14 protein-coding genes are annotated in these 14,162 nt (G+C 56.4%); 13 read left to right on the top strand and 1 reads right to left on the bottom strand.

What is annotated here, in order from left to right; translation table 11 throughout:
* Positions 1-1,656 carry a peptide ABC transporter substrate-binding protein gene (locus tag M5D89_RS02535; RefSeq protein WP_248884177.1) on the bottom strand — a complete coding sequence of 552 codons (1,656 nt, stop codon included), beginning with the start codon at positions 1,654-1,656 and terminating at the stop codon, positions 1-3.
* 572 nt (positions 1,657-2,228) lie between these two features.
* On the opposite strand from M5D89_RS02535, the gene M5D89_RS02530 reads away from it, so the two are divergent.
* The 13 genes from M5D89_RS02530 to M5D89_RS02470 all read left to right on the top strand — a co-directional run bounded on the left by M5D89_RS02530 (position 2,229) and on the right by M5D89_RS02470 (position 14,129).
* Positions 2,229-2,858 carry a MarC family protein gene (locus M5D89_RS02530; protein WP_248884176.1) on the top strand — a complete coding sequence of 210 codons (630 nt, stop codon included), beginning with the start codon at positions 2,229-2,231 and terminating at the stop codon, positions 2,856-2,858.
* A gap of 21 nt (positions 2,859-2,879) precedes the next feature.
* Positions 2,880-3,947: a malate dehydrogenase gene (locus tag M5D89_RS02525; RefSeq protein WP_248884175.1), complete on the top strand. Its 1,068-nt coding sequence runs from the start codon at positions 2,880-2,882 to the stop codon at positions 3,945-3,947.
* Positions 3,935-4,198, top strand: a complete 264-nt coding sequence (locus tag M5D89_RS02520) for an ACT domain-containing protein (RefSeq protein WP_248884174.1) — start codon at positions 3,935-3,937, stop codon at positions 4,196-4,198. The genes M5D89_RS02525 and M5D89_RS02520 overlap by 13 nt, the downstream gene beginning before the upstream one ends.
* A 117-nt stretch (positions 4,199-4,315) precedes the next feature.
* Positions 4,316-4,993 carry an energy transducer TonB gene (locus M5D89_RS02515; protein WP_248884173.1) on the top strand — a complete coding sequence of 226 codons (678 nt, stop codon included), beginning with the start codon at positions 4,316-4,318 and terminating at the stop codon, positions 4,991-4,993.
* 38 nt (positions 4,994-5,031) lie between these two features.
* The gene (locus M5D89_RS02510; protein WP_248884172.1) at positions 5,032-5,679 is read left to right on the top strand and encodes a MotA/TolQ/ExbB proton channel family protein; all 648 of its coding nucleotides are present in this window, start codon (positions 5,032-5,034) and stop codon (positions 5,677-5,679) included.
* 28 nt (positions 5,680-5,707) lie between these two features.
* Complete coding sequence (locus tag M5D89_RS02505; RefSeq protein ID WP_248884170.1) at positions 5,708-6,106, top strand: ExbD/TolR family protein; 399 nt, start codon at positions 5,708-5,710, stop codon at positions 6,104-6,106.
* Positions 6,107-6,120: 14 nt separating this feature from the next.
* Positions 6,121-7,470 (top strand): N-succinylarginine dihydrolase, encoded by a 1,350-nt coding sequence (locus M5D89_RS02500; protein ID WP_248884168.1) that lies wholly within the window; start codon positions 6,121-6,123, stop codon positions 7,468-7,470.
* Between the two features lie 10 nt (positions 7,471-7,480).
* The gene (locus tag M5D89_RS02495) at positions 7,481-8,452 is read left to right on the top strand and encodes an arginine N-succinyltransferase (RefSeq protein ID WP_248884166.1); all 972 of its coding nucleotides are present in this window, start codon (positions 7,481-7,483) and stop codon (positions 8,450-8,452) included.
* A 42-nt stretch (positions 8,453-8,494) separates the two neighbouring features.
* Positions 8,495-8,974: a GNAT family N-acetyltransferase gene (locus M5D89_RS02490; protein WP_248884165.1), complete on the top strand. Its 480-nt coding sequence runs from the start codon at positions 8,495-8,497 to the stop codon at positions 8,972-8,974.
* A gap of 246 nt (positions 8,975-9,220) precedes the next feature.
* The gene (locus M5D89_RS02485) at positions 9,221-11,650 is read left to right on the top strand and encodes a TonB-dependent receptor (protein ID WP_248884163.1); all 2,430 of its coding nucleotides are present in this window, start codon (positions 9,221-9,223) and stop codon (positions 11,648-11,650) included.
* A 249-nt stretch (positions 11,651-11,899) separates the two neighbouring features.
* The gene (locus M5D89_RS02480; protein ID WP_248884161.1) at positions 11,900-13,525 is read left to right on the top strand and encodes an ABC-F family ATPase; all 1,626 of its coding nucleotides are present in this window, start codon (positions 11,900-11,902) and stop codon (positions 13,523-13,525) included.
* Between the two features lie 85 nt (positions 13,526-13,610).
* Positions 13,611-13,748, top strand: coding sequence for a hypothetical protein (locus tag M5D89_RS02475; protein ID WP_248884160.1), 138 nt, complete (start codon positions 13,611-13,613; stop codon positions 13,746-13,748).
* Positions 13,749-13,751: 3 nt separating this feature from the next.
* A complete protein-coding gene (locus M5D89_RS02470; protein WP_248884159.1) occupies positions 13,752-14,129 on the top strand; it encodes a hypothetical protein in 378 nt (125 codons plus the stop codon).
* Positions 14,130-14,162 lie beyond the last annotated feature (33 nt).

Below are 14,162 nucleotides of genomic sequence, written 5' to 3'. Positions count from 1 at the left end.
TCATTCCTTCGTTTTTTTGGCTTCAGGATCAATCCACAGGAATTGCGGATTGAAGCCTCCCAAGGGCGGTAGGGCACGTTGCAGGCCATGGATGTTCTTTGCCGCCATGATGAACAAATTCCAGTCGGGCAGGACAATAACGGGTTGCTGCTCCGTAAAATAGTTTTGATATATATACAGCGCCTTGAGGCCCGTGTGTACCCGTATGGCGTCTTGTAGGCGATCCATCTCGGCATTGCAGTAATGGTAGCTGTTCTGTGCGCCGCCACAGCGAAAGATGGACCCCCCCGTAGGGAAAGCGCTTTGGCTCCAGCCTAGGTATACCGCCTGCCAATGGGTATTGTGAGGATCGATCATCTCGGCATAGACTTCATTGAAGGGCTTTTCCCGTAAATGCACCTCTATCCCCACTGCGCCCAACATCTGCGTGAGCAGTGTGGGGCCACGCACCATTTGCGGTGGCATATAGAGCGTGAATTCCAATTTCCGCCCATTTTTTTCGCGAATACCGTCCGGACCCCGGTGCCATCCGGCCTCACGCAGTAGTTGCTTTGCCCGTGCGGGATCGTATTCTCCTTTGCGCAACAGGGCTTTCGCCTCAGGGGAGAGAAAGGTATCGGGGTGGGTGGGAATCAGACCATAAGCGCGACTACCGTGGCCATACGCAATGACTTTGATCATTAGGTCCTGATCAATCGCGTGCATGATGGCGCGGCGAACCAAGACATTTCTGATAAAAGCGATATGCGGATTGGCAAAGTTGAAGCCGAGATAATTGAAACCCCAGATCGGCCCTGCCAGATGCAGTCGATAATTGGTCAACTGCTTTCGCGCGGGGTACAGCGGGTTAGGCAAGTTTCCTAATTGTATGGCACCACGCTTGAGCGCAAAAAACACACCGGCGTTGGAATTCAAGAAGCGAAAAACAACCCGTGCCACATGGGGCGGATTAGGACCAGAATAATGTGGATTGGGAACAATGCTGACATAGCGTCCCGGATGAAAAGACTCCAGTTGAAATGGCCCATCCACCACCTTGAAAAATTTCAAATTGGTCATATTGTCGTTGAGCTGTTGAACACTATATTTTGACCATGCCTGCTTGGGGTATGGCGTCAACTGGCTCAGACCACTGAGCTCAAACCACTGCGGATTGACCGGCCGAGTAGTCACGATCCGAAATGCATAGGGACTCAATACTTGAAATGACTTAATTTCCTTGGGGATTCCACCGGTATCATAGCCAGGGTATAAAGGTCCTAACTTCAATATCATATGGTAGGTATAGGCGATATCCGCAGTGGTTACCGGCTGGCCGTCGGACCAACGCCAGAAATGGTGCAACAAGACCGTAAAGCTGCGGTGATGCGGGCCCACAATGATCTGCTTGGCAATGCTTTCGTTGAAATTGATGGCAAAGCGCCGGTTGATCCACAGTAACCCCGCATAAAGATTACCTTCCACTTGACTATCATAGGCCGACGAGGTGAGTAGAGGATTGAAGCCGTTTACCGCCGCGGGCGGGGCTATACCGACACCCGGCACCGTGTAAATAGTCCCTCCATGGGGGATCGGCGTCGCAGAAGCTGTGGCAACACCCAGGAACCCCAATGGCATACTCAAAGCCATTCCCATCACGCGGCAAAAATTTTTCAACGGATACTACTCCAAAACATGCGCAGAGTACCCCTCACAACAGGACAACTCCGCAGCAACGCACAAAAAACGGAAGAGTCACCAGGGCAGCGCCCGAAAAGGCCAACTCAGGCCAAGTTGGCGGTCCTGGAGCATAACCCGTGCCAGATCAGGAAAGGGTCGCCTGCTGAGCCCGGGAACTCTACACGAGACGACTGGCGTTCCGGCGCACCCTGCCTGCAGCAAACCGTCCGCTACTGCACCATGGCGTGGCATTATGCACTTTCATGGGGCAGGCACCAAACCGCGCGCACCAAGGATACCCTGTCAAAGAGCCAGCATACCGAGGACTCTAGGCTAGTTCTCCTCTTGGCCATTCTAACAGCGGCACGATACCTGCTTGATCCCGATACATGATGCACGCCCCACCACACACTGCTAACGGACTGCCGTCTCAAGACATCAGGGGGCAGCTCCCATGGCTGGAGTTTGACATTTGCCGCGCGAGTGTCGAGGATGCGCCACCAACTGCCATCCGCTGTCGCTATTGGGATCACCTCGGTGGCGCAACATCTCTTGGGGGCGTCCACTCCATGAACTTTTCATCCACTGAACTGGCTATCAGCGTCCAGGCTTTCATCACCTTGGTCGTGCTGATGGATCCCGTTGGCATCGTACCGCTATTTATCGCCCTGAACAGCGATAAAAGCATCGCACAGCAAGAACGCACCGCCCGCCAAATCGCCATAGCGGTTTCCGGGGTACTGATCGCCAGTACCCTGTTTGGCGCCAGAATACTCCAGTATTTCTTTATTGGTATCGCTGAGTTCAAGGTCAGCGGCGGGCTCCTGCTGCTGCTCATGTCTATACAAATGCTGGTCACCGATAACCTCCTACCATCCGCCGAAGGGAAAAACCCTCAACGCAGCAGTACTGTGACGCCGTTGGGCATTCCCTTGCTGGCAGGACCGGGTGCCATCAGCACCGTCATTATCTACGGTCACAACGCCGACAGCCTGGGGGGTTACCTCCTGATCATCGTCGACATCCTCTTGGCCACCCTGCTGGCCTATTGGGCCATGCGACAGTCGCATCGAATTTCGGCCTTTCTGGGGAGTCTGGGCATCGAAATCATCACCAAACTTGCGGGTCTGATTCTGGGTGCCATCGCCATCCGTTTTATTTGTCAGGGTCTGTTGACCTTATTACCGGGTTTGGCATGAGCCAGATCAAGGGCTGAGACCGTGGACATTTCCATCATCGGTGCCAACGGCAGCACAGGTAAACACCTGGCCGCACGGATCCTCCTGGAACGCCTGCTCCTGCCCACCGATCGCCTGCAACTGGTGGGACACCAGCAAGGTAGTAGTGGCAAGGCACTCTACGGCTTCCGCCAAGACCTCCGGGACGCCTTCGACGAACACTGTCCCATTATCGATATCGCCCTGACGCCCGAAGAAGTGGTCGCCGACATCATCGTCATGGCCGCCGGCTCCACCATCGCCCCGAATAGCACCCCCGGCAGCCCGCCGCCCAGTCGCGACGAGCTGGCCCGTCACAATCTCGGCATTGCCCTCCCCTACGCCGAGGCACTGGCCCGTTATGGACATGGTCACGAGGTGGTGATCGTTGTCAGCAACCCGGTTGAACTCATGGTCGCGATTTTTGCGCAACGTTATGATCGCCACCGCGTGATGGGCATGGGCGCCTATCAGGATAGTCTGCGCTTTCGCCGAGAAATTGCCCGCTCCCTGAATGTGCCACGCGGTGCGGTTCGTGCCATGGTACTGGGCGAGCATGGGGATCATTTGGTGCCTTTGTGGAGCAGCGTTGCCATCCAGGGCTTTTCTGGCTCGGAAACGGCCCGGGCCATACAACACCTGCGCAGTAGCGACCGCAGTGTGGACTTCCCCGAAGCCGTACGTTGGGCTCGGCGGGCGGTACTCGAGAGCGCGGCGCGCGGCGACTTGGCCGCGGCTTTTGAGCAATTTCATACCCTGCCACCAGACCTGCGGGTGGTGATTGGCCCCTTTCTGACCCTGTACTCAGGAAGCAAGACCGACATTGCCACAGCCAACGCCACCATCGACCTGATCAAGTCCATCGCCAGCGGAAAGGACACCGTTGTCGCTACCCAAGTTCAGCTGGACGGCGAGCTCCCAGGCTTCCACGGCCCTATTGGGGCGCCGGTCCTTATCAATACCAAGGGCTGGGAGACCGTCCACGAGATCGGTCTCACCTCCGGTGAGCATGTCCTGCTCCAGCAATCGGCTAACACGGTCAATGAGAAATTACGTCAATGGCAGAAATGAAAGAGGGCGTCCCCGACAGCCACACGATTGCGCTTTTGGTCAAAGACCAGCCTGGCACCCTGTTCCTGGTCTCATCGATATTCTCCAATCGGGGGATTTCCATGACCGGTATCGATATTCAAGAAGCCCCTGCCGCAGTAAACGGTGTCCCCTGCCTGCGCCTCAACATTCGATTTACCGGGGAGCCGCGCCGTCAAGAAATCATTCGGCGCTTACTCCTGCGCTTGGAATGTGTGTTAGAATGCACATAGAATCCCGCCTGCGGAACGCTGAAGTCGTCTTGTACAGTGACAGGCGAGCTACAAAAAACTATTTGATAGAGGTGCTTAGTGGGTAATGACGCATCTCCGGAGAACACGGAGACCGCCTTGCAATGGACACAGCAGGCAAACAACAATCGATCCTTTCGCTTCGCGCTCATCGCTGCCCTGGGGGTAGAGATAGCCTTGGTCGCGGGCCTGGTGTTCTTCTCGGAGCATCACGTAACGCCAACGCCCAAGCCCAAGGTGATCAGTGTGCAGATGGTGCACCTACCACCGCCTCCGCCGCCCAAGCCGGTTGTGAAACCCAAGCCTACGCCTCCCAAGCCTACGCCGCCGGTTCCGGTCGTACACCGACCCGCGCCGTTGCCAGTAAGGCCACCGGTGCCCCCCGCACCGCCCAAGCCGGTCTTGCAAAAGCCAACGCCTCCCGCACCGACACCGCCCCCGCCAGTGACACCGCCGCCGGTCAAGGTACCTCCCTCGCCAGCGCCCGCTTACAGCGGGGTGAGGGCGTACGGCAGCAGTGCACGCAGCCTCGTCAAGCAGAACGTGCATATTGGTGGCTTGATCAAGCGGATGCACTACACCGGTAGGGTGATGGTGAGTTTCCAGTTGTCCCCCCAGGGAGGCAAGGCAGAGAACGTCCATATCGTGGGGGGATCGGGTAACCCGCTGATCCGCAAGGCAGCACTCCGAGCCGTGGAGAACAGCACCTTTCCGGCTTTCACGAGCCACATGCCTCCCCATACTCTGACTTTTACCGTCCCTATCGACATCTCCTGATTCTGCATAATACCCATTAACCAGAGGAGTCTTTCTTCATGTCCTTTCAGTATATTGTGCACCTAGCCAACTACTCCGATGGTGTGTTGTATTTGCTGGCCATCCTCTTCCTCGTCGAGCTTGCGGTCATCTTTGATCGTGCGTGGTTCATGCGCTCGGCACTGCGCAAGGGGCGCAGCATCATCCTCAAGCTTTCGCAAATCGCCAAGCTGGACAGCAACACCCTCGAAGACCTCATGAAGGAGGCGCAGGGTCAGCCGGAGGAGCAAATCATCGCTGCGGCATACCGACACATGGATCTGGTGCACCATTATGGTAGCGCCCGGGGAGAGGCTTTTGACAACCGACTCGACGAAGCCATCTTCATGACTACGCCGTTCTTGGATAAACGGTTGTGGATCTTGGATACCACGGTAACCCTGGCCCCGCTCCTGGGATTGTTTGGAACCATCCTGGGCATGTTCCACGCCTTCTCGATTCTGGCGGCACCGGGCCATGCCCCCACCCAGGTCACGGGTGGCGTCGCCGATGCCCTGATCGCCACCGCATCTGGTCTGTTCATCGCCATGGTTGGCCTGATTACCTTCAACGCCTTCAACAACGCCATCGACAAGACGATACAGCAGTTGGAATCGATCAAGATCCTGCTCATTAACCGTTTGGATAGCGCCCCCAACAAGAGCTGAACATTCCGTATTCCGCTAGGAGACGACTATGCTGCCGCACCGCAGACCACGCAAAAAAGGCCGCGTCGAAATAATCCCCATGATCGACGTGATGCTGTTTCTGTTAGTGTTCTTTATCATGATCACGTTGCAAATGATCACCGATAAGGGCCTCAAGCTGCATCTGCCTACCTCGAGCACGGCAAAAACCCTGCCCCATCCACACTTCGTCATCAACATCCAGAAAGACGGTAACGTGACGGTAAAGGGTAAGGAAATGTCACCCGCTCAGTTGGAATCCTTTCTCGCGGCGGATGGCGACGTGGGCCATACCCAGGTGACCATCGCCGCCGACAAGGGCGTACCCTTCCAAAAGTTTGTGCATGTGATGGACACCTGCCAGAAAGCGGGTGTGACGCAAATAGGTATCGCTACCAAGACAAGCTGAAGGCCGCCATCCCTGTGCCTCATGTCGCTTGCCGCATCCTGAATCTGGATGGCATCGTTGGTCTCAGTCACCACTATGCGGGGCTCAGCCAGGGCAACCTAGCCAGTACCCGGCATGGTGGGCGACGCTCGAATCCTCGGGCGGCCGCACTGCAGGGCCTCGAAAAAATGGCACTGGTCCATGATCTGGGAGGCCTGCAAGGGGTGTTGCCGCCCCATCAAACGCCTCGCCTGGACGTCCTCCGCCAACTGGGATTTTCCGGCACACCTGAGCATGTGTTGGCTGCGTGCGCGCGCACCGCGCCGCAGCTCTTGCGCCAGGTCAGCTCAGCCTCCGCCATGTGGACGGCCAACGCCGCTACCGTCTCTTCCTCGGCCCTGTGCCAGGACGGTCGTGTACATATTACCCCGGCCAACCTCAGCACTCACTTTCACCGTGCCCTGGAGACCCCCTTCACCAGCCGCGTGCTGCAGCGCATTTTTCCGAGCTCCCATTTCATTCATCACCCTGCCCTTCCCGCCACCCCCGAGTACGCCGATGAAGGGGCGGCCAACCATTGCTCATTACAGGGCATGCACGGACTGCCGGGCTTTTCGATATTTGTCTATGGCGACGCTGCGGGCTCTGCCCATCACGGTGGTTTTCCAGCACGCCAGTCGCTGAAGGCAAGCCAAGCCATTGCTCGCCAACACGGCTTAGATCCAGAGCACACCATATTCCTGCAACAGCGACCCGAGGCGATCGCCGCAGGGGCCTTCCACAATGACGTAGTGGCCACCAGCGAAGGGCACTTTTGCCTGCATCACCAGCAGGCCTTTATCGAGGCACCTGAAGTATGGGAGCGCATCAAGGAGCGATTCGAGGGGCAAGGGTCTCCCCTTTGTGTGGTTTCGGTCAGCAGTACCCGCTTACCCTTGGACACGGCCATCCAGAGCTATCTATTCAACAGTCAGCTGATTGCGCCAGCCGCAGATGCGGCCCTGAAGATGATCGTCCCGAGCGACTGTGTCGAAGAGCCACTCACTCGGGCCTATGTGCAAGAGCTGCAGGACGATCCCACAATCCCCATTGACCAGATCATCCCTGTAGACCTCCACCAGTCCATGCGCAATGGCGGCGGACCGGCCTGCCTACGTCTCAGGGTTCCCCTGAGCGCCGAGGAATTGGCGACCACCCACCAAGGCATCCTTTTTACCCCCGCGCTCCACCAAGCCCTGCGCAACTGGATCGAACGCCATTATCGAGAGCAATTGGACGCTGCGGACTTGGCAGATCCGGCACTGTATACCGAAATCTGTACGGCTTTGGATGAACTGACACAGATCCTTCAGCTGCCCTGCTTATACGACTTCCAGCGCACCTAGGAGTCCTGTCTTGCCCTACCTACGTCCCATTTCTCCGTCAGACCTGGGCCAATTGATCTGGTTGGCAGAACATTTTCCCCCGGGGTTTACCAGTCTGCCCAAATCACCAGCACACTTGGCAAAAAAACTTGAAGGTACCTTGCACCACACTGTCGGAACGCCCCAGCAAATTGCCATGGGCCAGCGGGTCTTACTAGGTCTATTCGATGATGCTGACGACCGCCTGATCGGAATCAGTGGCTTTCAGCGGACGCTCACAGCCAGCGCCCATTATCTCCAGCAACCGGACGGTACCTTGCGCCTGGACCGCCAGCCACTCGGAGAGATCCGTCTAGGCTCCCTATTCCTGCATCCAGAATGGCGCCGCCGGGGTCTTGCACCCTTGTTGTCCCGCGCTCGACTCCTGTACTTGGCCCTGCATTGGCCAGAAATGCAAATCCTTTACGCCGACCTGCGCGGACCCACCCGCCACGGTGGAGACCAGCCAGCGTTCTGGACCAAGGTCAGCGCCCACTTTTATCCCCACGACTTCTGCCAAATGGATCAAATCCGGGGCGAAGACGAGGCGCATTTCATTCACCACTACCTGCCCCTGGCAGATATCCCCCGGCAAGCGCTGGATCCCGAACTCATCTCCCAGCTAGGCAATGCCGCAGCAGATGCCCGTGGGGCAATGCATCTACTCCTTGAGGAAGGCTTTGTGCGCAGCACCCATGTAGATGTGCTTGACGGGGGGCCTAGCCTGATCGGCAAATTGCCAGCCCTCAAGGCGGTGCGCGAAGCCAAGCCCTACACCCTGTATAATAAGCTACAGAACGACGCTGCCCCCCGATTTCTGATTGCCCATGGCAGAGGCGAGCATTTTCGTGCGTGCCTCTGCCAAGGCGAGGCGCAAGGACAAAACCTGTTGTGCTCACCCGAGGTTACAGAGTACTTAGCCTTAGGGAGTGATGCACAGGTCATCGCCACACCCAGCTCCTAGCGCCTGCAACCTGACGTCAAGCGAACAACCAAGGAAGATCCCATGCTGAAAATACATACCCTGACTCGAGAAGAGCCGCAGATCGCTGAACGCTTTTTGAATCTATTTGCGCGTTACGGCCGCGATGAGATGGCCATGGGCCCTGGCGCCGCCCTGCCGGACGGACACGCGCTGCTGGAGAGCGTCTATAGTCGCCCCTGGATACGGATCCTGCTGGCCAGCCTGGATACCGAGGCCGCAGGACTGTGTATCACCATCGAAAGCTTCTCGACCTTCCAAAATCGGCCCGTCTTGAACATCCATGACCTGTACGTCGATCCCAGCTACCGGCGTCAGGGCATCGCCAAGGGCCTGTTATCGGCCACTGAACGGCTGGCCATCGGCCTAGGGTGTTGCAAATTGACCCTGGAAGTGCTGACCAGAAACAGCCAAGCAATGAGTCTCTATAGAAGCTTTGGCTTCGGCCCGTACCAACTGCAAGGGGATCAAGATACGGCAGAATTCTGGCAGAAACCCGTGTGATACCAAGAAATCCCTGCCAAACAACACGGCGTTCGGCTAGGCTAGTTAAGTTGCTTCCACTAGGCCATCTGCACCCTACACAATTTGTTGCACAATTCTGACACCCTGTTGTACTCTAATGGTGCGACAGGCGCACTCTTCCCGTGCAAATAAACCACCGACCGGCCCATAATGCCGGGCACGATTTGTGCTCCTTGACCGCCGTGCTGTTACAACATACCCACTGGCGCCCAATAGGAGGCAGCTATGCAACAACCTCTACGAACACCCCCTCACCGCGTCTCAAACGCTACCCGGCGCGCAGTCAACGCCGCCGTCTTGGCCGCTTTTGCTGTCATGATCGCCCCTCTCGCCGCCCATGCCACAACAGATACCAGTCAAGACTCGGGGAAGGTAGTCAAACTGAAAGAGATCAAAAAGAAGTATCAGAAGCTTCTGATCGGAGAGAAAAATATCGCTTCGGCCATGTCGGTCATTGGTCCGGACGTAATCAAGCACTCCAGCGGTGCGGAGAGCGTCTATAGCCTCTTAAAGCAGACGCCGTCGGTCAATGAGTACCAGCAGAACATTGGCCCGGGAACGCCTGTTCTGACCGTACGCGGTGTACGTATGAGTCAGTTGGCGCAGACCCTGGATGGCATTCCCATGACCAGCCTGCTCTCTGGTGGGCAAGGTGCCTTCTTGAATTATAACGTGGGGACCTTGGTGAGCACCGGACAGATTGAGGGCATTCACGTCTATCCTGGCGTGGCACCACCAGACCGCGGCGGTTTTGCTACGGTGGGTGGCACCGTCGACTACACGACGATTACCCCCACCTCCAAATTCTATGCCAATCTGTTCTCCAAGATCGGCTCTTTCTCCACCGATACCTACGGAGCCGATGTCAACAGTGGCAATATCCCCGGAACCGGCGGCTTGAAGATCTATGCGCGCCTGAGCCAAACCCAGACGGATGGTTACATCCAAAATACTCCGGCTCGCTACACCGACTTTCTCTTTAGCGCTGTGAAGCCCTATGATTATGGCCTGTCCAAAGTAACGGCAACTGTCATTTATAACCGCGCCCGAGGTTACTTGATCAGTGCCCCCAATGCCGTTGCTGAGCTGGATAAGTACGGGATTTTCTACAATTACCCCCTCTCCGAGGCCAGCACGCTGCAAAAAAATCAGTACTTAACCGCCATCTTGGGTGACTCAACCTATATCAACAGTCATCTTGTCATTGGCGCCAAGGCCTTCTACATTCAGAAGCATTCCTACCTGGCAGGGTATTTGCAGCCCAGCTATATATTACCGAGCTATCCATATCAGGTGAATTTTAATAACCCCTATTCCGGCTATGGCCCATTGGCGCCCACCGCTGGGGGTCCCGGTGTCATCCCACATACCTATGATCCTGTCGCAGTTTTTGGTAGTTATCATGCGGGTGAGGCAGCACAGATCAACAAAGGCGGGTCCCACACCATTGGCATTGCGCCGAAGATCAACATCTTTCTGCCACACAATGATATTACCATTGGTGGCTTGATCGCTCAGGAGACCGCAGGACCAGGCGGTGGTTCCTACTTTTATGGCAGTTTGAATATGCCTGAAGTCTACGGCTATAACTCTTACGGTGACCCCGCGGACAAGGCACAGCGTACGGTTTATAGCGGTTATGTGTCGGACAAAATCAACCTGATCGACAACCACCTGCATATAGAACCAGGGGTGACCATTACTGGCGTCAGCAGCAGCAACTATGTAGCCGCCAACCTGTATGGCTCGCCACCCAATGCCTACACGCTGTCCAACTATGATAAGGAAATCCTGCCGTATCTGGGCTTGTCCTACGATCTGCCGGATGATCTGATAGCGTACGCCAGTTACGGCAAAGGCGCTCGCTTCGCACCCATAGCGGATTACATTCTCGGCCCCTCGGGCAGTACGACCCTCGCCCCGGGACCAGAAACCGTCAACGCTTATGAGGCCGGCATCCGCTATGTCGGGAAACATCTCTACCTGAATTTTGACGGCTACTGGCAAAACATGCATGGCATGTTTTCTTTCTACATTAATTACCTGACCGGGTTGGCGGAATATGCCAACGTTGGTGAAGAACAGATGAAGGGCTTGGAATTCTCCGGTAAGTATGAGATTGATCCGACCTGGACGGTGTCTGGCCACTTGTCCTACACCAGTGCCAACTACATGAACAGCTTCTCGGCTAACGTAACCCCCTTCGAGGGCCAGTATGGCTACGTGTTCGCCGGGGACCCTTTGGCATCCATACCCAATTGGTTGGCGGGCGCACGCTTGACCTACCATCACCACAACTTCCGGGCCTCACTCAGTGAAAGCTACACCGGTCCGCAGGTCACCACCTATGACTTGCCGCCCACCGAGGCCAACCCCTTACTGCAGGACGCGACAACGCCGAACCCTGGAGTTCGCCTGGATCCCTACTTCCTGACCAATTTGCAGGCAAGCTATAAGGTCCCAGTGCACGAGGATGGTCTGTCATCCCTTACTGTCAGCCTGAACGTGGACAACCTGTTGGATAATCGCTACTACCTCCACTACTACCAGGCCTACAAGGAGTATGCTTTTGCTGGAGTCGGCGCACCTTATGCCGAAGCCTACCCTGGGATGCCGAGGTTCATTGAGGTTGGCCTGTCCGGGCGCTTCTCCTAAGACCGACGCGCCTGTTATTTGAAGAACATGCTTGAACCCGGACTGCGGTCCGGGTTTTTTGTTGGCCTACTGAACAGAATCCACATCATCATGGCGGTGCTGGAACGCGTCAGCTACCTCATGCGAATCTAGAACCACAAACTACCGCCCGTAGGTACCATACAATCATCCGGTAGCCGTTCCCTCCATGAACCGCATTCGGTGCTATCATCGCCGCCGTCGTCTTCCCTGATCGCTTCGGAGTTTGCCGTGCTGAGTACCCATCAACTGACCATGCAATTTGGTGCCAAGCCCCTGTTCGAGAACGTGACCGTCGAATTTGGGGAGGGGAATCGCTACGGCCTGATCGGCGCCAATGGCAGCGGCAAGACCACTTTAATGAAGATTCTCGGCGGCGACCTCGAGCCCAGCTCGGGCAACGTCAGTCTCAGCAGTGGCGAGCGGCTGGGCAAGCTGCGTCAGGATCAGTTTGCCTTCGAGGAATACACCGTGCTGGACACGGTCATGATGGGACATGCGGAATTCTGGCGGATCAAGCAGGAGCGCGATCGTCTCTATGCCCTGAGTGAATTGAGTACCGAAGAAGGCATGGCTATCGCCCAGATCGAAGGGGAGTATGCTGAGCTCGACGGCTACTCCGCTGAGGCGCGAGCTGGAGAATTGCTGACCGGTGTCGGTATCCCTCTGGAGCAACATGGGGGCTTGATGTCTGCTGTCGCCCCGGGCTGGAAATTGCGCGTGCTCCTGGCGCAAGCCCTGTTTGCCGACCCGGATATCCTGCTCCTCGACGAGCCGACCAACAACCTCGATATCCATACCATTCAGTGGTTGGAAGAACTGCTAGGCACGATCAACAGCACCATCATCATCATTTCTCATGATCGTCACTTTCTCAATAGCGTCTGCACACATATGGCCGATCTGGATTATGGCGAGCTGCGCATCTATCCCGGCAATTATGATGAATACATGCGTGCATCGACACTGGTGCGCGAGCAATTATTGGCAGAGAATGATAAAAAGCGGGAAAAGATGGCGGAGTTGCAAGGTTTTGTCAGCCGCTTTTCGGCCAATGCCTCCAAAGCCAAGCAGGCGACCTCACGCGCCCGACAACTGGAAAAGATCCAGTTGGAAGAGGTGAAGCCATCCAGCCGTCAGAACCCCTATCTGGTTTTTCAGCAAGAGCGCAGACTGTATCGTCACGCCCTGGATGGCAAGGATCTCGGCAAGTCCTTCGGCGAATTGCAGCTCTTTCACAAGCTCCGCCTGCACATCGAAGCTGGGGAGCGGGTGGCCATCATTGGCGCGAACGGCTTAGGGAAAACCACTCTCTTGCGCTGCCTGCTTGGCGAAATCGCGCTGGATGCGGGGGTCATCAAATGGGCGGAAAACGCCCAGATCGGCTATTTCCCGCAAGATTATGCAGCCGAATTTGCACAAGATCTCAGCCTTTTTGACTGGATGAGCCAATGGCGTGGCGAAAAGGACGACGATCAAACAGTGCGCGGGATATTGGGGCGGCTCCTTTTTGGGCAGGATCAGGTGGGGCGCCCCGTACAGGTGCTCTCCGGTGGAGAAAAGGGGCGCATGCTATTTGGCAAACTGACGCTGCAACGGCCTAATGTCCTGATCCTCGACGAGCCGACCAACCACTTGGACATGGAATCCATCGAGTCGTTGAACACGGCTTTGGAAAAATTTGACGGCACTCTCCTGTTTGTCAGCCACGATCGTGAATTCGTCTCTTCCCTCGCCACCCGGATCATTGAATTTACGGCGCAGGGGATAGAGGATTTCAAGGGGAGCTACGAAGACTACCTGCGCGCCCAGCAGAACAGCAAAGTCGTCCAGAAGAAGGCGGGAAAGGGGCGCTAAGACGAAATCGTTCTATACCCATGTAGCGGTGCCAAAACGGCAACTCCCGGAAACTCTAGGACGAAAACGCACTCCAACTAGAACGATGGCGAACGAATCTTCCTATGCCGAGGCGCGAGCCTTGCTCAAGCTCCTGTTGATCAGTGGCGCAATCACGCTGGCCAGCGCGGCAACTTTGGTCGTACTCTGGTGGCTCTTTGCCAGCCCCACGGTGCTCGGGTAGATCATGCTGAAGACTTGTGGCGATGCACAATATCGTTTCCTGGACATGCGGAATGCGGAACCGGGAGATCGTTTCTTTCGTCTCCGCCACCAGCCCTACAGCGACACAGTGGAGGCCATCGAAGCCGCCGAAGTGGTGCAGGTGGATGGCAAGACGCTCTACTGCCGGACAGAGGGCACGAGCAAACTCTGGAAGCTCCGCCGGCAGGAGGAGCAGATTCATTGTTATCTGGCCGAAGATCCGCTCTTTCAGCAACTCTATACCACCTTCACCCTAGCCAAACGCATACAGCAGGCAAAAGACTGGATTCGTCGCGCAGCGCCGGAGCGCTTCGACGAAGAGCTGCTCCTGGCCATCGAGCGTTGGCATCATTCGCCCTGACATCGGGCCGGTCAGCAGCAGTTGGAAGATGGA

The sequence above is a fragment of the Acidithiobacillus acidisediminis genome, from assembly GCF_023277115.1.
In the GTDB taxonomy this organism is placed as follows: Bacteria; Pseudomonadota; Gammaproteobacteria; order Acidithiobacillales; family Acidithiobacillaceae; genus Igneacidithiobacillus; species Igneacidithiobacillus acidisediminis.
The sequence above is the reverse complement of the archived record's forward strand: the minus strand, read 5'-3'. Positions and strand labels throughout refer to the sequence as shown.